Genomic DNA, 24,464 nt, shown 5'->3' with positions numbered 1-24,464 from the left:
CCGACGGCCCGGCGCCACGCTTCTCACGGCCTGATCTCTCGGCCGCTCCCGCCTTTCGCCCGCCTGTCCCCCGCTTGTGCGGCCCCGGCCCTACCCGCCCCCCGCCGCGCCCGCCGTCGACGGCAGGGTCAGGCCCCACGCACCCGGTCTCAGTGTCCATGTCCGGGTCCGGACCGGGCCGGTGATCAGTGCGTCCGCCCGGTAGCGGAAGTCCGCGCCCGACACCGTCACCGTCAGGGCCCGCGCCATGACCGGTTCGGTGTGGGCGCCGTGCCGCACAATCACCTCCGCGCGCCCGCCCCCCGCCCGTACCGTCACGGCCTCCACCAGGCGGTCCAGGTCCGTCAGCAGCACCCCGTCGGCTTCCACCCGCAGCCGTTGGGTCCGTACCGCGGGAGCGGGCGGTGCCGGGCGGACCAGGGTGCGCACCAGCGAGCGGCAGGTGTCCCACACGGACGCGCCGCCCGCGCCGTTCGCCGTGGGAACCGCCACCGGCCCCGCGGCAGCCGGGATCGCCAGATCCCCCAGCACCACCCCGTCGCTCTCGTCCACCAGCAGATCGAGCCGCCGTACGACCCCGTCGAGCACCGCGCGGGCCGCGGCCACCGCCCCCCGCGGCACCCCCAGCGCATGCGCCAGTTCTACGGAAGGCCCCACCGGGACCATCGCCAGTGCCCCGTCGCCGAGCCAGCGGTCACGGTGCAGCAGTGCCACCGCACGCAGCAGCGTCCGGTCGTCACCCACCACCACGGGCCTGCGCGACCCCCTGCGGGCCAGTGCCCGCGCGAATTCCTCCGGCCCCTCGGGGAGACAGATTTTCGCCTCCGACCCGCCACACAGCACATCTTTCGCGATCCGCACGGACTCGCCGTCATTCCGGCGGGCGACCGGGTCGATGACCACCAGTAGCTGGTCGTGAGCCGACACCTCGGTCCTTCCTCGGGTAGCATCTTTGTGCAAGAGCCCCTTGCGCTATTGCGCCAGGGGCTTCGTCTATTCCGGGGCAACCGGTCCGAAGACTCAGGCACGGCTCAGGCCCCCTGACCTTGGTCTTGCCCCGCCCGGAAGGGGTGTACGCCTGTGCCCGCACTTGTGCTGCTCGGTGCTCAGTGGGGTGACGAGGGCAAGGGAAAGGCCACCGACCTCCTCGGTGGATCCGTCGATTATGTGGTGCGCTATCAGGGCGGCAACAACGCCGGCCACACGGTTGTCGTGGGCGACCAGAAGTATGCGCTGCATCTCCTCCCTTCCGGAATCCTCTCGCCGGGATGTACCCCGGTCATTGGCAACGGCGTCGTTGTGGACCCGGCGGTTCTGCTCTCCGAGCTGAGCGGGCTGAACGACCGCGGCGTCGACACGTCCAAGCTCCTGATCAGCGGTAACGCCCATCTGATCACTCCGTACAACGTCACCCTCGACAAGGTGACGGAACGGTTCCTCGGTAAGCGGAAGATCGGCACGACCGGCCGCGGAATCGGCCCGACCTACGCCGACAAGATCAACCGCGTCGGCATCCGCGTCCAGGACCTCTACGACGAGTCGATCCTGGAGCAGAAGGTCGAGGCGGCGCTGGAGTCCAAGAACCAGCTGCTCGCCAAGGTCTACAACCGGCGCGCGATCGAGGCCGGGAAGATCGTCGAGGAGATGCTCCAGTACGCGGAGCAGATCAAGCCGTACGTTGCCGACACGACGCTGATCCTGAACAACGCCATCGACCAGGGCAAGGTCGTCCTCTTCGAGGGCGGCCAGGGCACGCTGCTCGACGTCGACCACGGCACGTACCCCTTCGTCACCTCCTCGAACCCGACCGCGGGCGGCGCCTGTACGGGCGCGGGCGTGGGTCCGACGAAGATCAGCCGGGTCATCGGCATCCTCAAGGCGTACACCACGCGCGTCGGCGCGGGTCCCTTCCCGACGGAGCTCTTCGACGACGACGGCGAGGCGCTGCGCCGTATCGGCCACGAGCGCGGTGTGACGACCGGCCGTGACCGCCGCTGCGGCTGGTTCGACGCGGTCATCGCGCGGTACGCGACGCGGGTCAACGGCCTGACCGACTTCTTCCTCACCAAGCTGGACGTCCTGACCGGCTGGGAGCAGATCCCGGTGTGTGTCGCGTACGAGATCGACGGCAAGCGGGTCGAGGAGCTGCCGTACTCCCAGACCGACTTCCACCACGCGAAGCCGGTGTACGAGTACCTGCCGGGCTGGTCCGAGGACATCACCAAGGCGAAGACCTTCGACGACCTGCCGAAGAACGCGCAGGACTATGTGAAGGCGCTGGAGGAGTTGTCGGGCGCGCCGATCTCGGCGATCGGTGTGGGCCCGGGCCGCACCGAGACGATCGAGATCAACTCGTTCCTGTAACAGGGATTCGAACGACAGGCCCTAGGGGCGCCCCGGATGGTGCGGGGCGCCTCGTGTCGTCCCTCGGCGTTGCGCCAGGTCACCTTGGTGGTGAACGGCCCGGCGCTTTCGGCGAGTTCCTCGGTGCGACCCACGCATGCCGACGTACAGCGCGTCGGCCGGGGTAACGATGGAGGCACCTGCGCAGGGCTGTGTCACCGGCACCTCGTAGGCTCCCGCCCATGAGCGACGGGGAATCCGGCAGACGGGTCATCGACGGGCGCTTCGAGCTGGAGGCCCGGCTCGGTGGCGGCGGTATGGGCATGGTGTGGCGAGCGCGCGATCTGGCGCTGGACCGGGCCGTGGCCCTCAAGGAGGTGCGGCCGCCCGATCCCGGGCTCGCCGAGCACGACCCCGAGGCCGCGGCGATGCTGCGGGAGAGAGTGCTGCGGGAGGCGCGGGCGCTCGCCCGGGTCAACCATCCCCACGTGGTGACCATCCACCACATTGTGGACGGCGCCGAGCACACCTATCCGTGGCTCGTCATGGAGCTGGTCACCGGCGGATCGCTCCAGGACCGGCTGAACAAGGGGCCGATGACGCCGGTCGAGGCGGCCAGGATGGGGCGGGACGTGCTGGCCGCGCTGCGGGCCGCGCACGACGTCGGCATCCAGCACCGTGACGTGAAACCCGCCAATGTCCTGATGCGGCCCGACGGGCGCCCCGTCCTCACCGACTTCGGCATCGCGGCGATCCGGGAGTCGACCTCGCTGACCATGACCGGGTCGATCATCGGCACGCCCGACTACATGGCGCCCGAGCGTATCTCCGGCGACGACGGCGGCCCGGGCTCGGACCTGTGGTCACTGGCGATGATGCTGTACGTCGCCGTCGAGGGGAACCATCCGCTGCGCAGGGGGACGACGCTGGCGACCTTGGCCGCCGTGCTCAAGGAGGAGCTTCCGCCTCCCCGCCGGGCGGGTGCGCTGGCAGGGGTACTGGCCGCCGTTCTCGTCAAGGACCCGGCCGCGCGGCCGGACCCTGAGACCGTCGACCGGATGCTCGCGGAGGCGGCTCAGGGTGAGGCAGGCACACAGAGCGGGACCGGGGGGACCACGTCGTACCGGCTGACGCCCCCGCCGGGACCGGCGACCCCGCTGCCAGGACCGGCGACCCCGCCGCCCGCACCGCCCGGGTTCGGGCCGCCGATGGGCTTCGGACCCGCGACTCCGCATGATGCAGTGCGCGGCCCCATGGGGCCGCCGACCCCCTACCCCATGGGTCCTACACGGCAGACACCGCCCCGGACGGGCACCCGTGCGAAGCGCCGGATCGCGATCGCGTCGTCCGTCGCCGCGACCGTGCTGGCCGGCGTCCTGGTGTGGTCCCTGCTGCCGGACGGCGGCGGGCAGGGCGATGACAAGGGCGCGAACTCACTGGGTGATTCGTCGGCCACCAGCTCGCGGACCCCGACACCGACCTCGACATCCTCCGCCTCGCCGGAGAAGTCGGAGCCGGAGAAGACGGACAAGGTCGACCTGCTCACGCCCGCCGGCATCCGGATGGCGATCAAGGAGATCAAGGAGAAGACAGGCACCAACAGGGCGGGTGACTTCACCGTCTACCCGGAGCACATCTCCGTGTCCGTCATGGTCAAGGGGAGCGACAAGCGCTACGACAGCTGGACCTACCGCGCCGGCGAGGGGGCGACCAAGGGCATCATCAGCAGCACGCTCATGGGTGGCGAACTCCCGTTCAGCCTGGACGAATTCGACTGGGATGTCGTCCCTGCTCTGCTGGCCAGGGCCGAGAAGGACCTGAATGTGAAGAATCCGACCTCACGCTACCTGATCGTCAACGGGCGCAACGAAACGTTCGACACGCCGCCGAACCTCGCCGTCTACCTGGCCGACGACTACGAGAGCGCCTACATCGAGGCCGACCCCAAGGGCAAGGTGACCCGGGTCATGCCGGCCGAGGGGGGCTGACCTGCCCTCCTCCCGCACCTCGACCCACCGGGTTCCTGGGGTTGAGGCTCGCCCCGGTCGGCCTCTCGGCCGCCCGGGGCGCTCTGCGTTCTCACAGACCCGTTCTTGTCGACCCGTTCTTACGGACGCCGGTACTCGCGCGGCGAGTTGCCCGTGTCGAGGAAGGACCGGGTCAGCGTGCTGCCGCTCACCGTCAGGACCGACGACCCGGCCGCCGCGCAGTCGCCGCTCAGCACCCGGGAAGGCCCGATCACGACGCGGTCCCCCGCCGAGAACAGCTCGGCGTCCGACGTACAGGTCGCGCCGTCCGTCGTCGTCGTGAAGGTGATGACGCTGCTGCCCACTGCGCCCTGTTTGACGGTCAGCCGCTGCGCACCCTTCGAGCCGCTCAGCGACCGCTCCCACGAGCCCAGGAAGCTTCCCGGGATCCGGTCGGAGCCCGCCCTGCGCAGTGTCGAGGTCCGGCCGCCGCTCGCCGTCCACGCGAGGGTGCCGTCGGAGCGCGCTGTCAGGGTCTGCTCGCCGATGGCGGAACACTTTCCGGCGGGCGTGCTCGCGGTGACTCCGGTGTCGATACGGATCGAACCGCCGCCTGCCGCAAGCAGCTTGCCGGTGCCCTTGCACAGATAGCTCTCGCCCACGCTGATGCTCGCGACGACCGTGTCGCCGACCGTGCCGGGGGAGAGGGTGATCCGGCGCTCCGACCCGGTGTCGGCACCGTCGCGGAAGACGCTGCCGGTCCAGGACCCGGCATACGCGGCGGGCAGCGCGGCCGGTCCTGCGGGCTTCCCCGGCGCTCCCGGCTTCTTGCCCGCCGGGTCCTTGGCTGCCGGGTCCTTGGCATCCGCGCTCGCGCCGCTCCCGGGCTCGGACGAGGACAGCGACTCCTTGCCCTTGCCCTGCCCGACCGCGCCGGGCGCTCCGGTGGTCGGCCCGCCGCCGCCCGGTCGGCTGCTCACGGTGTCTCCGTCACCGCGCAGGAGCGTGACGGCGGTGAAGGACGCGCCCAGCAGCGCTGCCACGGCGACACCGGCGATCGCCACGGTGCGCCGGGAGCGCTTGCGTGCCTGGGTGCCGGTGGTGTCGGGTGCGTCGGCGCTCGTGAGGTGGGCCTGTACCCAGGGGCCGTAGGGGGCTCCGGGCATGGGAGTTGCGGGCGCGCCACCGGAGGTTCCGGGTGCCGGGGCGGCGGCGTACGCCGGTGGGTTCGCGGCGGCGCCCCTGGACGGCGTATCGGCGTCGAGCAGCGACACCGCGTGCTGCCCGAGCTGTGCGATCAGAGCCGCGGGCAGCCAGGGCGCGGCCGGATCGGCGGGGCGCGTGCGCTCCACGATCTGCTCCGGCGTCGGCCGCTGTGCCGGGTCCTTGGCCAGACAGTCCGCGATCAGCTGCCGCAACTCCCCGTCCACACCGCTCAGATCGGGCTCCTCGCTCACGATGCGGAACATGACCGCGTGGATCCCGGTGTCCGAACGCCCGAACGGCAGCCGCCCGGTCGCCGCATACGCCAGCACCGAGCCCAGCGAGAAGACGTCGCCCGCGGGACCGACCCGCTCGCCCTGGATCTGCTCGGGCGACATGTAGCCCGGCGACCCCACCACCACGCCGGTCTGCGTCAGTTCATCGGACGCGTTCTCCAGCGCGCGGGCGATGCCGAAGTCGATGACCCGGGGACCGGCGATGGTGACCAGGACGTTGGACGGCTTCAGATCCCGGTGCACGAGACCGGCCCCGTGCACACTCCGCAGCGCGCCGGCCAGCCCGTACGCCAATGTCCGCACCGACTCCTGAGGCAGCGGCCTCTCTCGTACGACCTGCAGCAGCGAGGGTCCGGCGACATACCCGGTCGCCACCCACGGCTCCGCCGCCTCGGTGTCCGCGTCCAGCACGGGCGCGGTCCACTCCCCGCCGACCCGGCGTGCGGCGGCCACCTCCTGCCGGAAGCGGTGACGGAACTCCGGCTGCCCGGCGAGCTCGGCCTTGATGAGCTTGACGGCCACCGTGCGGCCGCCTGCGGAACGTGCGAGGTAGACCCGTCCCATACCGCCCTCGCCGAGGCGGCCGAGCAGACTGTACTCACCTATGGAGGGCGGATCCTGGGGCGCGAGCTGTTCCATGCGCCGAAGCCTACGAGGCTAGGGGGTGTCCGGCGGAACAGGCTGGGCTCGCGACGCCCTGCGACTCCGTCTCCGGCGTTGTCGTCGGTCGGCATGGCTCCGCCATGCCTCCCTCCTCCGCCTTGGATCCGAAGCCGCATGACGCCGCTCCCTGATCCAGCCTGATCCGCCGGACACCCCCTAGCCCTCGCCGCAGATCCGCAGCCCCTTGGGCGTCGCGCACGGCAGGTGGCCGTGCGTGCGGATGACGTCCTGCCCGTTCCCCCGGCTCATGTAGCCGAGGAAGCTGGAGGCCAGTGAGTCCGCCGGCGGCTGGCCGTAGGTGTACGCGTACTCGATCTCCCGGTACGGGTACTTGCTCTCGCCGATGTCGTCCACCGACGGCGGATCCCCGTCGATGTCCAGCCGGTGCAGCCCCTTCAGCCCGGCCCCGGCGCGCAGTTCGCTGTAGCCGATCGCTCCCGGCAGCCGCGCCACGGTGGCCAGCACCTGTTCCGTACTGTCGAGTTCGCAGCGCAGGACCTTCGCCTCGCCGTCGTCCTTGCTCTCGCAGTCGCGCGAGGAGTTCGCGGGCTCGTTGCGCAGCAGCACCCGGCGCTGGAACACCTCGCGCGTACCGGAGTTGGCGTCCCTGCTGACCAGCAGGACGGGCAGAGCTGGCCCGCCCAGCTGCTTCCAGTTGGTGATCTCGCCGCGGTAGAGCCTGCGGATGTCGCCGGTCGACAGATTCCGCACGGGCACCTTGTCGTTGACGACGAGCGCGAAGACGGAGACGGCGACGCGGTCCTCGCGCAGCTGCGGATAGCCGCCGGGCTTGGGCCCGTCGGCGAGGGCGATCAGCGCGGGGGAGCCCTTCGTGGACTGCGCGCCCGCCTCCGCGAGCGCTCTTATCCCCGCAGTGCTGCCGTGCGCGTCGACGATGACGGTGGAACCTTCGCAGTCCCTCTCGTACTTCTTCGCCAGCTCCTTCACGACGGGCGCGAAGGCGGTCGAACCGGTCAGCCTCAGCGTGCCCTTGGCACAGCCGATCGGGGGCCGGGTGTCGTCCCGTACGACGATGATCGTGGCGAGCGTGACCACGCAGACGGTCAGCAGCACGGTGATCCAGCGGGCCGCCCGGCTGAACAGCGGGGCCTTGTCGTCGGGCGTCGTGCTGCGGTTGGGCATCACATCGCCGTCGCGGATTCCGCCGGTGACCTTGACCTCGCAGCCGATCGGGCCGCCGGTGAGGAGCACCAGCAGCTTGAAGTGCTGGCCCCGGTTGAGCGGGACCCGCGGCAGATGGATCGTGCTGCCGGAGTGGCGCATGCCCGCGGCCGGGGTGAAGTGGTCCATCAGATACTCGGCACCCGGGGGCTGGGTGACGGCGATGGCCCGTACGGTCCGGTCGGTGAACTCGGCGGTCAGGCCGTGGATTTCACGTCCGGTGTAGTCGTCGTTGGCGATGCTCTGCGAGCCGTCGTTCTCGATGCGCAGCAGGACGAGTGTGGCGTCGGACATCTCCGGGGCCTCATTGAACAGCCCGAGCCGGAAGTTGGGCCGCCCGGCGCGTACGTCGCTGCCGATGGGGGTGTCCAGCTGGACGCGATACCCGATGCGTTTGCGCCGCGGCACCCGTCGCTCGTACCAGAGCACGGCCACAGAGGCCAGGATGCCGAGCGCGGCGGTGAGCACGGCCACGGCGTTCTCGGCACTGAGCCACTCCACGGGGTCTTCTCCTCGTCGTCTGCTCGCACGCATGGCGGGGCGGCCACCGTAAGAGGTGGGCGGGGGGAGGGGGAGGGGTTTGAGGGGGCCGACGCCGGATGTTCGCCGGGGGTTCAGCGGGGCGGGTGCCGTCACCCTGAGGGGTGAAGCGTCTCGATGAGCCGGGCGGTCGAACTCTGATGCTGGCATAGTCCGTTAGCACTTGCCCCCGAGCGGAAGAAGGTCGTTGTGACCATCCAGTTAGACCGGCCCAAGGTGGTATACCGCTGGTATACTGCCGTCATGGCTGACACCACCGTCAAGGTTGACCCCGCTGTCCGCGACCGCCTCCTGGTGCTTGCCCGTGAGCGCGGCATGACGATGCGCGATGTAATCGCCGAGCTGGCCGGAGCCACGCCCACCAAGGAAGAGCTCCAGAAGCGGTACGAGGAGACCAAGGCCTACTGCGAGACGCACTTCGGTGTGACGCTCACGGACGAGGATCACGACAGGGCCGAAAAGGTCTGGCAGGAGCTCGAGGCCGGTCGGCCCGTGGACAGTCTGTGAGCGGATCCACCGCGGTGATCTACGACGAGACCGCACTCCTCGCGCTCGGCTCGGGCAACCGGCTGGCCTCACAGTTTGTGTCCAACACGGAGCACGGCCCGACGAGGCACGTGTACGTACCCGCCCTCAGCCTGATGGCTGCCGATGGCATGCGGAAGGGGCTTGCGGAACATGTGGGAGCCCTGCCCGCCGCCGAGATCGTGGAGCTGGACTTCTCCGGTGTGTGCGCGGTGGGGGCGCTGATCCGTGACGGGGTCGAGTGGCGGATCGGGCACGCGATCCACTTGTCGCGCCCGACCGTTGACTATCCGGACGGCCGGCCCGTGGTGACCGCAGAACCCGAGCTGTACGCAGACATGCCGCTCGTACGGACGATCAGGCTGCCCGAACAGCGCTGACCGCCAACTCGGCGCGGGGCCCGGCTCGCACCCGGGCCCCGCTGCCTAGGCGACGCCGGTGACGAAGGACGACCAGGCGGTCGGGGTGACCGTGAAGGTGGGGCCGTCGGGGTTCTTGGAGTCGCGGATGTGGATGGCCTCCGGGCAGGTGGCGACCTCGACGCATTCACCGCCGCTGTCGCTGCTGTATGAGGACTTGCGCCAGTCGAAGGCCACCTCGATGCATTCGCCGCCGCTGCTGTCGCTGTAGCTGGACTTGAACCATCGCAGGGTGTCGCTCATTGCTGTTCTCCCGCCAACCGCTCGATGAGGCCCAGCGATTCACGAGGACCCAGGGCCTGTGCCCGGATCTTCGCATACCGTTGCGCGTAAGTGCTCACCTTTGCAGGGTCCTTGATCAGCAGGCTCTCGAACTGGATCTCCAGGTAGACCAGGTGGTCGTGGTCCGGCGTTTCCACCAGAGTCATTCCGCCATTGTTGCCTGCGTGTTCGCCGCTGAGACCGCAGTCCAGCGGCAAGACCTGCAGCGTCACGTTACGCCGCCGCGCACACTCCGCAAGGTGCCGCATCTGGCCACGCATCACCTCCTCGCTGCCGATCGTCCGCCTCAGTACGGACTCCTCCAGGATCAGCTCGATCAGCGCCACCGGCTCCCGCTCGAAGAGCGCCCGCCGTACCATCCGGACCTCGACCAGCTCCTCCACCCGCTCCTCGGGGAGCGGCGGATAGCCGCCGCCGATCAGCGCCTGCGCGTACTCCTCCGTCTGGAACAGGCCGTGCACGACGAGCGTTGCGTACAGCGACAACCCCAACGCCCGCTGCTCCAGCAGCGCGTAGTCCTTGAACTGCGCCGGGTACTTGTCCAGCCGTACGTACTCCCGCGCCTGCTCGAAGATGCCCATCCCGTCCCCGAGCACCCGCTCCAGCTCCACGAGCATCTCGTCGCTGGCGGGCTGCGCACACGTCTCCATCGCGCTCACTGCCGCCGCCGAGAAGCCGAGTTCGCTCCCTAATTGCTCCTGCGTCAACCCCTTCCGAGCACGCATCCTGCGGGCGATATCCGCTACCAAACGCGTCGCCGAACCGGCCGTTTCCTTGTTTTCCGCTCGTGCCATGTGCGATCACCAATCGACTCAACCGGACTCAACCGGTCACCATCAGTCCCCGCCGAATTCGACCCGTCTACAAGGCAGTTCGCGCAGGTCAACCCCTTCGCGACGCCCTGCGCAAGGCCATGGAAAACGCTAGCCGAGGTCACACAGACTGTCCTTGTGGATACGCAAAGTCGCCAACTGAACCTCGATTGGATTCCGGCTTCCGGATTCCAGCTCCGTAAGGCGGGCGTGCAATTCGACGCTGTCCGCGTCGACGACGAAGACGGCCGCAGCCTCGCCGATCTGATGGAGCGGATGACCGGCGGGGACCCCGGCCCTGTCGTCATAGAGGCGTACGGGCGGCGGTCGGTCTACTTCCTCGTACCGGCGGGGAGTACGTCCCACCGCCCCTGGCCGCGCGGCGTGACCCGTCTCAACTCGGGGCCGGCCCATGTGAGTTACGTACCCATCCCCGCCCTGCGCGGCCGCACCTGGCCGCTGTCCTGGAGGTTCCCGCCGGCCGCAGAGGGGCGGTTCGTGCACCCCCTCCTCCTGCTCAACGCAGCGGCCGCATTGCTGCATGGTAAACAGCTCAGGCGGGAGCCCCCCGACCTTGACTTCAGGCTGGAGATCGCAGATTGAGTTACCCCTTCGAGCTGGACGGCGAGACGCTCTGGGACGCGGGCTACTACAGCGGACGGCTGTACGCCTCCCTTGCGCGGGGCGCGGCGGAGTTCGTGGAGCTGCCGACCGGCCTCACACCGAGCGATCAAGGCGGCTGTGACGTGGAGCTGCCGACGTTCCGGGCGTTCGTGGAGGGCCTGTACGGCACCTACTCCTCGACCCGGAATCCGGTGCCGCACGGGCTGATGCGCGGCTTGTTGGTCACCTCGCTCGTCCTCCTGGAGCGCGCAGGGGCCTCTATCACGCTGAAGCCCGAGCACGAGGAGGCCTTCGGGGAAGAGAAGGCCGCATTGGCGCGCGCCATGGGATAGGGCACGGCCCGACAGGAAGCAGCCCCGCCGGAATCCGTTTCGGCGGAGCTGGTCAAGTGGGCGGTGCTCAGCCCGACTTCGTGTACGTGAGCGGCGCCCCGCCCGAGCCCACCAGTTCGCGGACGATCGTCGTGTCGTTCGGCATGTCCAGGCGGCTCCACTGGCCCGGGGCGCACTGCTTCGGGTCGCCCGATGTGACCTGGGTCGGGCCGAGTTCGAGGGGCGGGCCAGAGGCCCGGAGGGTGGCGGACCAGGTGCAGTCGTAGTTCGGGCCGGTGCCCGACAGGGTCATGACCTGGGTGCCCGTCGTGCCCCGGGTGATCGTCATGGTGCGGGTGTTGTTGCCGTCTGCCGTGGCGAAGGAGGCCTGCCAGGTGCCGACGTACTCCGCGGGGACGCCGCCCTCCTGGGTGCCGGGCGAGGTCGGGGGCTGGGAGGAACCGGCGGGCGTGGACGGCTTGTTCGTGCTGGGGGTCGTCGGCGCGGAGGTCGTGGGGCCCGGCTTGGCGTCCGCCGGGGACTTCTTGCCGTCGTCGCCCATGAGCGCGTACACCGAGCCGCCCGCGGCCACCGCGACCAGCAGGGCGACCGCGATCAGGGCGATCGTGCCGCCCCTCTTGCGAGGCGGGGGCGGGGGCGCGTAGGGGGCGGGCATCGGCTGGTACGGCATCGGCGGGGCGTGCGTGACCGGGACCGCCGCGTGCGGGTAGCCGTAGGCGGGCAGCGGCGGGGGCGCTGTGGGCAGCGGCGTCGGGCCGGGTGGCTTGGGGGCGGGCGCGGTCATCGTCGGCGGCTGGACCGGCGCCGCTGCCTGCGGCTGTTCCACCTCCAGCAACTGGACCGCATGGCGGCCGAGTTGGGCGATCAGCGCGCCCGGCAGCCAGGGCTCGGCGGTCGCGTCGGAGGTGGTGAGCTCCAGGATCCTCTCGATCGTCGGGCGCGCCTCGGGGTCCTTGTGCAGGCAGTCCCGTACGAGACCGGCCAGGCTCTCCGGAAGGCCCTCCAGGTCCGGTTCCTCCTGCGCGATACGGAACATCAGCGCGTGCACCCCGCTGTCCGCCGAACCGAACGGCATCCGGCCCGTCGCCGCGTACGCGAGAACCGAGCCGAGGCAGAAGATGTCGCAGGCGGGCGTGACGCGGTCGCCGCGTACCTGCTCCGGAGCCATGAAGCCGGGCGAGCCGACGAGCGCGCCGGTGCGGGTCAGACCGCCGTCGGTGACGGTCTCCAGGGCGCGGGCTATGCCGAAGTCGATGACGCGGGGGCCGTCGATGGTGACGAGGATGTTCGACGGCTTGAGGTCGCGGTGGATGAGGCCGGCGGCGTGGATGTTGCGCAGGGCGTGCGCGAGGCCGGAGGCGAGGATACGGACGGAACGCTCGGGCAGGGGGCCGTGGTCGCCGGAGACGACGGTGTGCAGGGCGGGTCCGGCGATGTAGCCCGTGGCGACCCAGGGCACGGGCGCCTCGGTGTCGGCGTCGAGCACGGGCGCGGTCCACTCGCCGCCGACGCGCAGAGCGGCCCGTACTTCCTGGCGGAAGCGGTTTCGGAACTCCTCCTGCTCGGCGAGCTCATGGCGTACGAGCTTGACGGCGACGGTGCGGCCGCGGTCGTTGCGGGCGAGGTAGACCTGCCCCATGCCGCCCGCGCCGAGGCGGGCCAGCAGGCGGTACTCGCCGATGTGCCGTGGATCTGCTGGTGCCAGAGGCTCCATCGCCGTGCGCCCTTCCCCCGTACCGCTTCGCTGCCGACGGACCGAGGATAGTGCGCGCCGAACCGGGGCTTACAGATCAGGATCCGGCGGGAGCGGCCCGAGGCTGTCCATGGCTTTGGAGAGCTGCTCCAGGATCCGTGCGGTCTCGGCGAACTGCTCGGGGCCCAGTGCCTCGGCGAGACGGGCGGCAAGCGCCGCGTGGCCGGGGTCGATCCGGGTGATCGCGGCGCGGCCGTCGTCGGTGGGGCGCAGGAGTTTGGCCCGGCGGTGGGCGGGGTTGGCTTCGTACGCCGCGAGGCCCCGCTCGACGAGCAGATCGGCGATGCGCTGCACGCTCTGGCGCGTGATGCCCATGGCGCGGGCGATCCCGGCGACGGGCAGCGGCTCGTGCAGTACGGCTCCGAGGACCTGCCACCAGGCCGCGGTCAGCCCGGCGGGCTTCGCCAACTCCTCGGAGACGGCGAGGAATTGGCCGTTCAGCCGGAAGACGCCGAGGGCTGTGCGGCTGAGCAGGTCCTGTTCCTCGCGGCTCATGAGTCGAGGACCGCGAAGGCGGAGGCGTCCGAGTCGTGGAACAGCCGGTACCAGGCGTCCAGCTTCTCGCCCTCGTACACACCGAGCCTGGCGAAGACCTCGCGCGCGAACGCGACGGGCTCGGTGGGGCCCGCGGTGATCAGATCGCGGTCGGTGACGGCGTCGGCCTCGCGGTAGTGGTCGCCGCCCTTGTAGCCGGTGGCGCCGAGGTAGAAGGAGACGGCGCTGGTGTGATCGCGGTCGTCGAGCAGCCCCTCGCGGGCGAGCCCGGCGGTGGCACCGCAGATGGCGGCCACGGGGACACCGGCATCGAGGAAGGCACGCGCCTTGGCGGCGAAGGGGGCGAGGTCGTCGCCCGCGTCCCACAGGTGTGCGCCGGTGAGGATGAGCAGGGCGCTGTCCTCGGGGTCGAGCTCGCCGAGGGCGAGATCGGGCTGGATACGGACGCCGCCCATGGTGGTGACGGGGCCGGTGGTGGGGCCGACGGTGCGGACGGTGAAGCCGTTCTGGGTGAGGTGCGCGGTGGTGTGGCCGGTTTCCCAGTCGGCGAAGGTGTCGTAGACGGCGAGATGAACGGTGCGGGTGCTCATGGTGGCCCTCCTGGCTCGATGACAGCAATCTGTCATATCGACAGCCTGCTGTCAATGGGCTGAGGGCGGGGCTCGGGCCTAGCTCGGGGCTCCGCCCCGAACCCGGCGCCTCAATCGCCGACGGACCTGAAATGTGCGGCAGGGCCGCACATCCAGCCCGTCCGGTGATTGAGGACATGCGGCCGGAGGTCGCATACAGGCGGGGGCAAAGCCCGCCGCAGGCGACCCGCTGACGCGACACAGTGCCCAGGAACAGCGCCACGGCCATACACCGTGGCCATGTCCCTCCCCAGCCGCCCCTCCTTACGCTTGCCCGCATGACCCCTCATCCCGACCCCCAGGCCGGCGCGGCCGTGAAGGCCGCAGACCGTGCGCATGTGTTCCACTCCTGGTCCGCCCAGGGCCTGATCGACCCGCTCGCCGTCGCCGGTGCCGAGGGCTCGTACTTCTGGGACTACGACGGGAACCGCTACCTCGACTTCACCAGCGGCCTTGTCTACACGAACATCGGCCACCAGCACCCCAAGGTCGTCGCCGCGATCCAGGAGCAGGCCGGCAGGCTCACCACCTTCGCGCCTGCGTTCGCCGTCGAGGCCCGTTCCGAGGCCGCACGCCTCATCGCCGAGCGGACCCCGGGCGACCTCGACAAGATCTTCTTCACCAACGGCGGCGCCGAGGCCGTGGAGAACGCCATCCGGATGGCCCGGCTGCACACGGGCCGCCCGAAGGTCCTCAGCGCCTACCGCTCGTACCACGGCGGTACGGCGACCGCGATCAACCTCACCGGGGACCCGCGCCGCTGGGCCTCCGACAACGGCACCTCCGGTGTCGTGCACTTCTGGGGGCCGTTCCTCTACCGGTCGCCGTTCTACTCCGAGACCGAGGAGCAGGAGTGCGCCCGCGCCCTCCAGCACCTCGAGGACACGATCGCCTTCGAGGGCCCGGCGACGATCGCCGCGATCATCCTGGAGACCATCCCGGGGACCGCGGGCATCATGACGCCTCCGCCCGGCTATCTCGCGGGCGTACGCGAGATCTGCGACCGGTACGGGATCGTCTTCGTGCTCGACGAGGTGATGGCCGGATTCGGCCGCACCGGCGAGTGGTTCGCGGCCGACCACTTCGGTGTCGTACCCGACCTGCTGACCTTCGCCAAGGGCGTCAACTCGGGCTACGTACCGCTCGGCGGTGTCGCCATCTCCGCCGAGATAGCCGCGACCTTCGAGACCCGCCCCTACCCCGGCGGCCTCACCTACTCCGGGCACCCGCTCGCCTGCGCGGCCGCCGTCGCCACGATCAATGTGATGGCGGAGGAGAAGGTCGTCGAACAGGCCGCCCACATCGGCGCGACCGTCCTCGGCCCGGGCCTGCGCGAACTTGCCGAGCGGCACCCGAGCGTCGGCGAGGTGCGCGGTACGGGTGTCTTCTGGGCGCTCGATCTCGTACGGAACAAGGAGACGCGCGAGCCGCTGGTGCCGTACAACGCGACCGGCGCGGCGAACGCCCCGATGGCTGCGTTCGCGGCGGCGTGCAAGTCCCATGGCCTGTGGCCGTTCGTGAACATGAACCGCACGCACGCGGTGCCGCCGTGCAACATCTCCGAGGCGGAGGCGAAGGAGGGCCTGGCGGCGCTGGACGCGGCGCTGTCGGTCGCGGACGAGCACACCGCGTAAGCCGACCCGGGGGCGCTGCCCCCGGACCCCCGCGCCTCAAACTCCCCCAGACTTCGTCCGGGGGGACCCCCACGGGGCTGGAATGTGCGGCTGGGCCGCACATTCAGCCCGTCGGGCGTTTGAGGACTACGGCCGAAGGCCGTACTGGGGGTCTGGGGGCTTGCCCCCAGTTCGGGATGGGGGTACCTCCCACGGCCGCCAGGCCGTAGGGGGAGGGCGGGGTGGGGACAAGCCCCGCCGCAGGCGGTCTCACCCCCGCCCCGCCTCCACCTCCAAGAACCGCCTCTTCCGCGCCCCCCGGTACATCAGCGCCTCCCACCCCATCGCCCCCAGCGCCGCCGCGCACCGAGCCAGCCCCGGCTCCTCCTCCTGCGCCGCACCGGCGCCCCGCGGACCCAGCCAGTCCACGCACACCATCCCGGCCCTGTCCGACGCGCGTACGCGATAGCCCGTCGCCGTCCTCGCCCCCGACGCGTCCACGGCCGAGGGCGGAATGCCCGCCGCCTCCAGGACGAGGGCGACCGCGCGCACCATCCGGTTGAGCTCCCACGCCGCGGGTGCCGTGTTCGTCAGGCGCCGGATCTGAAGCAGGCCGTCCAGCGCGGCGCGCACCTCCGCGGCCCGTACTTCCGCGGCCCGTGCGGTGAGATCGGGCCGCGGACCGTCACCCGTCGCCGCCTCGAAGACGTCTGTCATGTCAGAATCCCCTGTCCGCACCCGGTTCGTGACGTCTGGCCTATCGTGTCCGGGACCCCGGCGAAGGAGAAGGCCACGATGCAGGGCAACGGCAGCACTTCCGCTGTCACCCGCAACACCCTGCGACAACAGATCGCGGACGCGCTGCGCGACGAGGTCCTGGCCGGACGTCTGCAGCCCGGGCAGGAGTTCACCGTCAAGCAGATCGCCGAGCAGTACGGCGTCTCCGCCACGCCCGTCCGCGAGGCCCTCGTCGATCTCTCGGCCCAGGGCCTGCTCGACTCCGACCAGCACCGGGGCTTCAAGGTCCACGAGTTCTCGGTCGAGGACTACCGCGGCATGGTCGAGGCGCGCGCGCTCGTCGTGGACGGCGTCCTCCACCATGCGCAGAAGCGCGGCATCACCGCAGTGCCCGGCAAGGCGCTGGTGTCCGTACGCCGCCGGGCCGAGGAGGCCGCCCGCGCGGCCCGCGCCGGGGACCTGGACATCCTCATCGGCTACGACCTGCGTTTCTGGCGCGAGCTCTGCGCGCTCGTCGCCAACCGCTACATCTGTGACTTCCTGCACCGGCTGCGCGTCCAGACCTGGGTGTTCGCCGTCCCGTATCTGCGCGCTCTGCGCAGCGACGAGGAGTTGCGGCAGTGGCTGTGGAGCGGCCACGAGGAACTGGTGGACGCCGTCACGGCCGGCGACGCCGAAGGCGTGCGCGCGGCCGTCGGCGCATACGACGAGCATGCGCTCGCCTGGGCGGATCGGCTGGAGCAGTGAGCGTGGATCTGAGCGTCGTCGTCCCGGCGTACAACGAGGAGGGGCGGCTGCGTCCGACCCTGGACGCGATCTGCGCCCATCTGCGCGCGGAGCCCGGCCGCTGGGGCGACTGGGAGCTGATCGTCGTCGACGACGGCTCCACCGACGCCACCGCCCAAATAGCCAAGGAGGCCGCGGCCGATGAGCCGCGCATCCAGCTCGTCAGCGGCAACGGCAACCGCGGCAAGGGCAGTGCCCTGCGCCTGGGCGTGCTCGCCTCGTACGGCCGGCGCGTCCTGATCACGGACGCCGACCTCGCGACTCCCATAGAGGAACTGGACCGTCTCGACAAGCAACTCGCGGCCGAGGACAGCGCGGCGGCGATCGGCTCGCGCGCGCACCCCGACTCGCACATCGAGGTGCACCAGCGCCCGCTGCGCGAATGGATGGGCCGGATGGGCAACCGCCTCATACGTGCCGTCGCCGTGCCCGGCATCCATGACACCCAGTGCGGCTTCAAGCTTTTCGACGGCGACAGGGCGCGTGCCGCCTTCGCCGACTCGCGGCTCGACGGGTGGGGGATCGACGTCGAGATACTGCGCTTCTTCCGGCGCGCGGGCTGGCCGGTGACGGAGGTTCCGGTGCGCTGGTCGCACCAGGAGGGCTCCAAGGTCAGACCGCTGGACTACGGCAGGGTGCTGCTGGAGCTGCTCAGACTGCGCGCCCGTGCCGTACGCCGCGTCGACCTGGCCGTCGTCGGGCTCTTCGTCCTCGCGTCCGTACTGCTCTACAAGAATCTGTGGGCGGACCTCGACCGGGGCTATCTCGCCGACTCGGGGCAGGACCAGAACCAGTGGGAGTGGTTCTTCGCGGTCACCGCCGACAATGTCGCGCATCTGCGAAATCCCCTCTTCACCACGCTCCAGGGCTTTCCGGACGGCGTGAACCTGATGGCGAACACCGTCATGTTCGGACTGTCCGTCCCCCTCGCCCCCGTCACGCTGCTGTTCGGCCCGACCGTCACCTGGGCGCTGGTGCTCACGCTCGGGCTCGCGGCGACCGCCGGCGCCTGGTACTGGCTGATCGCCCGGCGGCTGGTGACCAACCGGTGGGCGGCCGCGTTCGGCGCGGCCTTCGCCGCCTTCGCGCCGCCGATGATCTCGCACGGCAACGCACACCCCAACTTCCTTGTGCTGTTCATGATTCCGGTGATCATCGACCGGGCACTGCGGCTGTGCGAGGGGCGCAATGTCGTACGCGACGGGGTGCTGCTGGGCCTGTTCGCGACGTATCAGATCTTCCTCGGCGAGGAGCCGTTGCTGCTCGCGGTGGTGGGCATGCTGCTCTTCGCGCTCTCGTACGCGCTCGCGCGCCGCGATGTGGCGCAGGCGGCCCGGCGGCCGCTGCTGCGCGGGCTCGCCGTCGCGGCCGCGGTCTGTCTGCCGCTGATCGCCTTCCCGCTGGGCTGGCAGTTCTTCGGCCCGCAGAGCTACAAGAGCGTGCTGCACGGCGACAACGCGGGCAACAGCCCGCTGGCTTTCCTGGAGTTCGCGGGCCGTTCACTCGCGGGCTCCGACGAGGGTGCCGACCCGCTCGCGCTGAACCGCACCGAGCAGAACGCCTTCTACGGCTGGCCGCTGATCGCGCTCGCCGTGGCGATCGTGGTGCGGCTGTGGCGGCTCGCACTGGTCAAGGCGCTTGCCTTTACGGGTCTTGCCGCGGCGTTCCTCTCGCTCGGGCCGAAGTTCCGCATCCCGTACACGGACACCGTGCTCACCGGCCCGTGGCGTGCGCTGGCCCATCAGCCGCTCTTCGAGTCGGTCATCGAGTCGCGGGTGGCGCTGATCTGCGCCCCGGTGCTGGGCGTTCTGATCGCGCTCGCCGCCGACCGGCTCGTGGTGACGAGGGACCGGGTCAACCAGGTGGTGGGCCTCGCGGCGGTGGCGGCGGCGCTGCTGCCGGTGCTGCCGACGCCGTATCCGGTGCGGGAGCGCTCGCAGGTCCCGGAGTTCATCACGCAGGGCATGTACCGCTCGTACCTCGGCGAGGGCGAGTCGGTCGTCACGGTGCCGCTGCCCAATCCCGGCAGCGCGGAGGCCCTGCACTGGCAGTCGGCGACCGGCCTCGGTTTCCGGGTCGCGGGCGGCTATTTCAACGGGCCGTGGGGGCCGGACCGCATCGGCATCTACGGCGCGACGCCGCGGCACACCTCCAACCTCCTCAACGAGGTGCGCAACAGCGGGCGCGTGCCCACCATCGGCCCGAACTGGCAGGCGCAGGCGCGCTCCGACCTGGCGGCGTGGAAGGCGGGACTCGTGGTGCTGGAGCCGCAGTACAACGACGCGGCCCTGTATGCGACCGTGGAGAAACTGCTCGGGCGCCCGGGGAAGCGGGTGGGCGGCGTGTGGGTATGGGATGTGCGGGACCCGAAGGACTCGGTTCGGACAGACAGCTGACCGGCACCCTTCGCCGAACGTGTCCCTGCCACTACGCTGTCCCGTCCGTGCCCGACCCTGTTCCCGATCTTGTGCCTGATCGTTCGACCGACCCTTTGCCCGACCTTGTGCCCGACCCTGTGCCCGACACCCTGGAGAGCGAGCCTTCCCTTGGCCTGTGACCTGTGGCTGGTCCCCCTCGTCGACGTGCTGTGCCACAGCCCCGACAACCCCTTCGCCGAAGAGATCGCCGCCTACGACAAGGCACTGACCGACGCCGGACTGCCGACCGTCCCCGTCTTCGCGTACATGCCCGGCCTGTCCGGGGATGTGGCGCCGGTCGCGGGCTTCGACTACGACGCGCTGCACTTCCTGCGGCGTGCCTACCTGCTGCAGCTGTGCGGGCTCGCGGTGACCCCGGTGGACGAACTGGGCGGTGACTACGAGCAGTTGCTGGAGATGTTCGAGGCGACGGCACAGCAGTCGCATCTGGTCTGGCACTACGACCACGCAGGGGCGTACGTTCCCGTCGACTTCACCTCGCCGCTGTTCAACGACGAACTGCTCGCCGGGGGCGGTCCGCTTGGCTCCACGCAGGGTCTGCTGCGGGAGCTGGAGTTCGTCGCGCCGTCGATCGGTATCGACCCGGCGAACCCGCCCGAGGCACCGCGGCCGCCGGACCGGCCGACGTCGCTGGAGGAACCGGCCGGGCCGATTCCGTACGACGAGAGCCCTTTCGCGCGGGAACGGCACGTGTGGCTCGGGCTGCACGCGGCGGCGACGCGCAGCCTCGGCCAGGGCTCAATGATCATTTTCAGCTGACGCACATCCTGCGCACATCCGCTGAACGCGCGTCCTTAAGCTCCGGGACATGTCCGCCCGGTAGGACCGGTGCATGTCACAGACGAGTACCCCGGCGACGGGGGAGATCGCGGACGAAGCGCTCCCCCGGCCCACGCGCTTCGCGGACGTCAAGGGCTGGTTCTGGCCCGTGGACCAGCTGCTCTTCGACTGGTTCCTGTCCTATCAGCGGGACACGGATCCGGACGGGAGAGGGGATCTGCTCGAGCTCGGCGCGTACCTGGGCAAGAGCGCGATCTTCACGGCCGACTATCTGCGGGAGGGAGAGGAGTTCACGGTCTGCGACCTGTGGGACTCGCCGGCACCGGACGACTCCAACAGCGCGGAGATGGACCGGTCGTACTCGACGCTGACGAGGCGGGCTTTCGAGGCCAACTATCTGTCGTTCCACGACGAACTGCCCACGATGGTGCAGGCACCGACCTCCGTGATCACCTCGCGGGTGAGCGCGGGGAGCTGCCGCTTCGTGCATGTCGACGCGTCGCATCTGTACGAGCATGTGCACGGCGACATCGAGGCGGCGAAGACGCTGCTGCAGCCGGAGGGCATCGTGTCCTTCGACGACTTCCGCGCGGAACACTGCCCCGGGGTCTCGGCCGCGGTGTGGGGCGCGGTGGCCACGTCGAGTCTGAAGCCGATCGTGATCACGGGCACGAAGCTGTACGGCACGTGGGGCGACCCGGCACCGGCACGCGAGGCGCTGCTGACGTGGCTGGAGTCGCGTACGGACCTGTGGCACGGGGTGGAGGACGTGGCGGGCCTGCCGCTGATCCGCATCAAGGGCAACAAGGCGGAGGTGCCGCCGCACCCGAAGTCCCGCCACACGCCGTCCCCGAAGCCCGAGCCGGCCGCACCCGCGCCCGTGCCCGCCGTCGCGCCAGCCGCGGCACCACGCCGCCGCCCGTCCCGCGCCCGCCGCCTGGCGAAGGACCTGCTGCCCCCGATCGTGACGAGGGCGATCACGTCCCGCCGTTAGCTTCTACCCCTGGCCCCGGGGGGCGGAAGCCGAGCCGCAATGCGGCACGAAACCGCCGCTTCCCGGGGTCCGGGGGCTCCGCCGGACGAAGTCCGGTGAGTTGGCGCGGGGGCCCGGGTCGGAGCCACGGCGTCCGGCCCTGGCGTCCGGCCCTGGCGTCCGGGTCCGAGCGCGGGGTCCGGGGGGAGCCCCAAGTCCGCGAACGGTCCCGCGGGCCGCCGCCTCAGCGCGGCGCCTCCGGCGGTCGCTGTCGCGGCATGTTCGGCCGCGCCCCCGGCGGCAACGGCACCCGACCCGACGGGTGCCCCTCCACCCCCCGCCCCGGCGCCGCCCCCGTCGACTGCATCACCAGCGGCGCCGGGCCCGAGCCGAACTCCACCATCCAGTCCGACGTCTCCGCCCGCACCAGCTCCGCGACGTCCTCCGTGAACCGCCGCAGTACCCCCAGGCACCTCTCCGTCGCCTCGCTCGCCGTGCCCTCCGCCGGGCCCAGCACCTCCCGTACGCACTCCGACGCCCAGTCGAACTGCAGCCCCAGCAGCTTGCGCTGCACCGCCTGCGCCGTGGCGACGTTCCTTATCCAGCCCGACGTCAGGCCGAAGTACCGGTCGCACGCCAGGCATGCCGCTCCCAGCAGCAGCGACAGATACCCCCACCTCGACGTCCCGTCCCGTACGCCAGTCACCTCCAGGAGGGGGAGCACGGCCCCGGCGATCACGCCCAGAGCCGTGCCGATGCGCAGCACCCGCGCCGCCCGGCGTTTCCACACGCGGTCCACCAGATACCACTGAGCCGTACGCAGCGCGCCCGCCTCGACCCACCGGTACAGCTCGTCGAGGCGCTCCGCCGGTTCTCCCCAGTCGCCGAGCGGAAACGGCCTCCCGGCCAGGTCACGGCGCGGCGCCTCGCCGCGCTCGCCCCGGGCCGGCCCCCCGGGCTGCATGTCCGGCTGGCTCACCGGTGCACTCCTCTACGACGTGGAACGAGGTGGAACGAGGTGGAACGACGTAACACTGCGTGTACATACGGTGCGCGCGTGCATTCTGATGCGCATGCCCTTCCTACCGCCGAATGGTGGGCTGTGCGCCAGAAATACCGATATTTCCGCCCACAAGAGGTCCTTGATCAGCTAAGGGTGTGCGCGCCCACTCACTCGAAAGAGTTGGTCACCGCAGGGTGGGGCGAGCCGCCCGGCGAGCACGTAGGCTCGCCTTACCGAATATTCGTCGTCGAAATGCCAGGAGTGACCGTGATTCCCGGTGGTGGCCAGCCCAATATGCAGCAGCTCCTCCAGCAGGCCCAGAAGATGCAGCAGGATCTCGCGCAGGCCCAGGAAGAGCTGGCACAGACCGAGGTCGACGGTCAGGCGGGCGGCGGCCTGGTGAGAGCCACCGTCACCGGCTCCGGCGAGCTGCGAGGCCTCGTCATCGACCCCGAGGCCGTCGACCCCGACGACACCGAGACCCTCGCGGATCTGGTCGTCGCCGCCGTCCAGGCCGCGAACGAGAACGCGCAGCAGCTTCAGCAGGAGAAGCTCGGCCCGCTCGCCCAGGGCCTGGGCGGCATGCCGGGCCTGCCCTTCTAAGGCGCAGGCGCACCAACTACCGTAAGCACCACAGCACTCCACGAGAGGCGTTCCGTTGTACGAAGGCGTGGTTCAGGACCTCATCGACGAACTGGGCAGGCTGCCCGGCGTCGGTCCCAAGAGCGCGCAGCGGATCGCCTTCCACATCCTCCAGGCCGAGCCGACCGACGTACGCCGGCTCGCCCACGCGCTGCTCGAGGTGAAGGACAAGGTCCGCTTCTGTGCGGTGTGCGGCAATGTCGCGCAGCAGGAACAGTGCAACATCTGCCGTGACCCGCGCCGCGACCACTCGGTCATCTGCGCGGTGGAGGAACCGAAGGACGTCGTCGCGATCGAGCGGACCCGGGAGTTCCGGGGCCGCTACCACGTGCTCGGCGGGGCCATCAGCCCCATCGAGGGCGTCGGCCCCGACGACCTGCGGATCCGTGAGCTGCTGGCCCGCCTCGCGGACGGCACGATCACGGAGCTGATCATCGCCACGGATCCCAATCTCGAGGGCGAAGCCACTGCCACGTACCTGGCGCGCATGATCAAGCCGATGGGCCTGAAGGTCACAAGACTGGCCAGCGGTCTGCCCGTGGGGGGAGACTTGGAATACGCCGACGAGGTCACGCTGGGGCGTGCCTTCGAGGGGAGACGACTTCTCGATGTCTGACGCCAATCTGCACGCCGTCAATCAGGACCCGGACAGTTTCGCGGTCCAGATCGCCGACTCGATCGAGTCCTTCATCGTCGCGACCACGGAAGTCGCGAAGGGCGACGAGCCGGACAGCGCGGTGCCCTTCCTGCTGCTGGAGGTCTCCCAACTCCTGCTGACGGGCGGCCGGCTGGGCGCGCACGAGGACATCATTCCGGACGAGCGGTACGAACCGGACACCGGCCCCGACGTGGACGTCGACGACCTGCGCGAGCGCTTCGCCGTGCTGCTCGACCCGGTCGACGTCTTCTCCGAGGTCTTCGACCCGTACGAGCCGCGCAAGGCCCCGGTCGCCTCCCGGATCTCCGACAACCTCGCGGACATCGTCACCGACCTGCGCCACGGCCTGGCCCACTACCGTGCGGGCCGCACGAGCGAGGCGCTGTGGTGGTGGCAGTTCTCGTACTTCTCCAACTGGGGCCCGACCGCCTCCGCGACACTGCGGGCGCTGCAGTCGCTGGTCGCCCACGTCAGGCTGGACCAGCCGCTGGAGGAGCTGGACGGCCTGGACACGGACGAGGACCTTGCTGAGGACGCGCTGGCCGAGGAGGCCGGCAAGGTGATGGCGCAGGAGATCGCGGGCCCGCTGGGCCTGCGTACGGCCACCTGAGGGCTCTCCGCGGTGGCCGGGGAGCGGCCTCCCCGCACCGGCCCGGGGTGTGACCCGGCCCACACCTCGCGTAGCGCGCATCAGGCGGGGCAGGAGTCGGTCCGAGCGGCCGTGCCCCTTCCTGATGATCACGTGGTGAGCGGGACATCTCACGATGT

24 protein-coding genes are annotated in these 24,464 nt (G+C 70.5%); 14 read left to right on the top strand and 10 right to left on the bottom strand.

Annotated features, from left to right (window positions below; all coding sequences use genetic code 11):
* Positions 1-90 precede the first annotated feature (90 nt).
* Positions 91-927, bottom strand: a complete 837-nt coding sequence (locus OOK40_RS12580; RefSeq protein ID WP_266479998.1) for a diacylglycerol kinase — start codon at positions 925-927, stop codon at positions 91-93.
* Positions 928-1,080: 153 nt separating this feature from the next.
* Between OOK40_RS12580 and OOK40_RS12575 the strand changes: the two genes are divergently transcribed.
* Positions 1,081-2,364, top strand: a complete 1,284-nt coding sequence (locus OOK40_RS12575; RefSeq protein ID WP_266479996.1) for an adenylosuccinate synthase — start codon at positions 1,081-1,083, stop codon at positions 2,362-2,364.
* Between the two features lie 221 nt (positions 2,365-2,585).
* The gene (locus tag OOK40_RS12570) at positions 2,586-4,331 is read left to right on the top strand and encodes a serine/threonine-protein kinase (protein WP_266479995.1); all 1,746 of its coding nucleotides are present in this window, start codon (positions 2,586-2,588) and stop codon (positions 4,329-4,331) included.
* 119 nt (positions 4,332-4,450) lie between these two features.
* On the opposite strand, the gene OOK40_RS12565 is transcribed toward OOK40_RS12570, so the two are convergent.
* The gene (locus OOK40_RS12565) at positions 4,451-6,448 is read right to left on the bottom strand and encodes a serine/threonine-protein kinase (protein WP_266479993.1); all 1,998 of its coding nucleotides are present in this window, start codon (positions 6,446-6,448) and stop codon (positions 4,451-4,453) included.
* 180 nt (positions 6,449-6,628) lie between these two features.
* The gene (locus tag OOK40_RS12560) at positions 6,629-8,155 is read right to left on the bottom strand and encodes a substrate-binding domain-containing protein (protein WP_266479991.1); all 1,527 of its coding nucleotides are present in this window, start codon (positions 8,153-8,155) and stop codon (positions 6,629-6,631) included.
* Between the two features lie 282 nt (positions 8,156-8,437).
* Between OOK40_RS12560 and OOK40_RS12555 the strand changes: the two genes are divergently transcribed.
* On the top strand, positions 8,438-8,701 hold the full coding sequence (locus tag OOK40_RS12555) for a hypothetical protein (RefSeq protein ID WP_266479989.1): 264 nt from the start codon (positions 8,438-8,440) through the stop codon (positions 8,699-8,701).
* Positions 8,698-9,099, top strand: coding sequence for a hypothetical protein (locus OOK40_RS12550; RefSeq protein ID WP_266479987.1), 402 nt, complete (start codon positions 8,698-8,700; stop codon positions 9,097-9,099). Before OOK40_RS12555 ends, OOK40_RS12550 begins: the two co-directional genes overlap by 4 nt.
* Before the next feature lie 45 nt (positions 9,100-9,144).
* Here the strand turns inward: OOK40_RS12550 and OOK40_RS12545 are convergent, their stop codons facing one another.
* Both OOK40_RS12545 and OOK40_RS12540 read right to left on the bottom strand, forming a co-directional pair.
* Positions 9,145-9,381 (bottom strand): DUF397 domain-containing protein, encoded by a 237-nt coding sequence (locus OOK40_RS12545; protein ID WP_266479985.1) that lies wholly within the window; start codon positions 9,379-9,381, stop codon positions 9,145-9,147.
* Positions 9,378-10,214: a helix-turn-helix transcriptional regulator gene (locus tag OOK40_RS12540; RefSeq protein ID WP_266479983.1), complete on the bottom strand. Its 837-nt coding sequence runs from the start codon at positions 10,212-10,214 to the stop codon at positions 9,378-9,380. Before OOK40_RS12540 ends, OOK40_RS12545 begins: the two co-directional genes overlap by 4 nt.
* A gap of 156 nt (positions 10,215-10,370) precedes the next feature.
* On the opposite strand from OOK40_RS12540, the gene OOK40_RS12535 reads away from it, so the two are divergent.
* Positions 10,371-10,835 carry a hypothetical protein gene (locus OOK40_RS12535; RefSeq protein WP_266479982.1) on the top strand — a complete coding sequence of 155 codons (465 nt, stop codon included), beginning with the start codon at positions 10,371-10,373 and terminating at the stop codon, positions 10,833-10,835.
* A complete protein-coding gene (locus tag OOK40_RS12530; RefSeq protein WP_266479981.1) occupies positions 10,832-11,188 on the top strand; it encodes a DUF6086 family protein in 357 nt (118 codons plus the stop codon). Before OOK40_RS12535 ends, OOK40_RS12530 begins: the two co-directional genes overlap by 4 nt.
* Before the next feature lie 67 nt (positions 11,189-11,255).
* Here the strand turns inward: OOK40_RS12530 and OOK40_RS12525 are convergent, their stop codons facing one another.
* The 3 genes from OOK40_RS12525 to OOK40_RS12515 form a co-directional block, all read right to left on the bottom strand.
* Positions 11,256-12,902, bottom strand: a complete 1,647-nt coding sequence (locus tag OOK40_RS12525) for a serine/threonine-protein kinase (RefSeq protein ID WP_266479980.1) — start codon at positions 12,900-12,902, stop codon at positions 11,256-11,258.
* A 69-nt stretch (positions 12,903-12,971) separates the two neighbouring features.
* Positions 12,972-13,436: a MarR family winged helix-turn-helix transcriptional regulator gene (locus tag OOK40_RS12520; protein ID WP_266479978.1), complete on the bottom strand. Its 465-nt coding sequence runs from the start codon at positions 13,434-13,436 to the stop codon at positions 12,972-12,974.
* Positions 13,433-14,026: a type 1 glutamine amidotransferase family protein gene (locus OOK40_RS12515; protein ID WP_266479976.1), complete on the bottom strand. Its 594-nt coding sequence runs from the start codon at positions 14,024-14,026 to the stop codon at positions 13,433-13,435. Before OOK40_RS12515 ends, OOK40_RS12520 begins: the two co-directional genes overlap by 4 nt.
* A gap of 317 nt (positions 14,027-14,343) precedes the next feature.
* On the opposite strand from OOK40_RS12515, the gene OOK40_RS12510 reads away from it, so the two are divergent.
* Positions 14,344-15,699 (top strand): aspartate aminotransferase family protein, encoded by a 1,356-nt coding sequence (locus OOK40_RS12510; RefSeq protein WP_266479974.1) that lies wholly within the window; start codon positions 14,344-14,346, stop codon positions 15,697-15,699.
* A 249-nt stretch (positions 15,700-15,948) separates the two neighbouring features.
* Here the strand turns inward: OOK40_RS12510 and OOK40_RS12505 are convergent, their stop codons facing one another.
* The gene (locus OOK40_RS12505; RefSeq protein WP_266479972.1) at positions 15,949-16,395 is read right to left on the bottom strand and encodes a hypothetical protein; all 447 of its coding nucleotides are present in this window, start codon (positions 16,393-16,395) and stop codon (positions 15,949-15,951) included.
* 78 nt (positions 16,396-16,473) lie between these two features.
* Between OOK40_RS12505 and OOK40_RS12500 the strand changes: the two genes are divergently transcribed.
* The 4 genes from OOK40_RS12500 to OOK40_RS12485 all read left to right on the top strand — a co-directional run bounded on the left by OOK40_RS12500 (position 16,474) and on the right by OOK40_RS12485 (position 21,414).
* Positions 16,474-17,163: a GntR family transcriptional regulator gene (locus tag OOK40_RS12500; protein ID WP_266481626.1), complete on the top strand. Its 690-nt coding sequence runs from the start codon at positions 16,474-16,476 to the stop codon at positions 17,161-17,163.
* The gene (locus OOK40_RS12495; protein ID WP_266479970.1) at positions 17,160-19,598 is read left to right on the top strand and encodes a dolichyl-phosphate beta-glucosyltransferase; all 2,439 of its coding nucleotides are present in this window, start codon (positions 17,160-17,162) and stop codon (positions 19,596-19,598) included. Before OOK40_RS12500 ends, OOK40_RS12495 begins: the two co-directional genes overlap by 4 nt.
* Before the next feature lie 150 nt (positions 19,599-19,748).
* Positions 19,749-20,399 carry a hypothetical protein gene (locus tag OOK40_RS12490; RefSeq protein ID WP_266479968.1) on the top strand — a complete coding sequence of 217 codons (651 nt, stop codon included), beginning with the start codon at positions 19,749-19,751 and terminating at the stop codon, positions 20,397-20,399.
* A gap of 73 nt (positions 20,400-20,472) precedes the next feature.
* Entirely contained in the window at positions 20,473-21,414 is a 942-nt protein-coding gene (locus OOK40_RS12485; protein WP_266479966.1) for a class I SAM-dependent methyltransferase, read from the top strand.
* A gap of 223 nt (positions 21,415-21,637) precedes the next feature.
* Here OOK40_RS12485 and OOK40_RS12480 read toward each other — a convergent pair whose 3' ends face one another.
* Complete coding sequence (locus tag OOK40_RS12480; protein WP_266479963.1) at positions 21,638-22,372, bottom strand: SLATT domain-containing protein; 735 nt, start codon at positions 22,370-22,372, stop codon at positions 21,638-21,640.
* Between the two features lie 291 nt (positions 22,373-22,663).
* On the opposite strand from OOK40_RS12480, the gene OOK40_RS12475 reads away from it, so the two are divergent.
* From OOK40_RS12475 to OOK40_RS12465, 3 genes are read left to right on the top strand one after another with little or no spacing between them, the layout of a single operon-like run.
* Positions 22,664-22,999, top strand: a complete 336-nt coding sequence (locus OOK40_RS12475) for a YbaB/EbfC family nucleoid-associated protein (RefSeq protein ID WP_266481622.1) — start codon at positions 22,664-22,666, stop codon at positions 22,997-22,999.
* 55 nt (positions 23,000-23,054) lie between these two features.
* Positions 23,055-23,654 (top strand): recombination mediator RecR, encoded by a 600-nt coding sequence (gene recR, locus OOK40_RS12470; RefSeq protein WP_266479960.1) that lies wholly within the window; start codon positions 23,055-23,057, stop codon positions 23,652-23,654.
* Positions 23,647-24,306 (top strand): DUF5063 domain-containing protein, encoded by a 660-nt coding sequence (locus OOK40_RS12465; RefSeq protein WP_142214507.1) that lies wholly within the window; start codon positions 23,647-23,649, stop codon positions 24,304-24,306. The genes recR and OOK40_RS12465 overlap by 8 nt, the downstream gene beginning before the upstream one ends.
* Positions 24,307-24,464 lie beyond the last annotated feature (158 nt).

The organism is Streptomyces sp. NBC_01481 (assembly GCF_026339995.1).
Lineage (GTDB): Bacteria > Actinomycetota > Actinomycetes > Streptomycetales > Streptomycetaceae > Streptomyces.
This window is presented reverse-complemented; position numbering and strand designations above follow the sequence as displayed.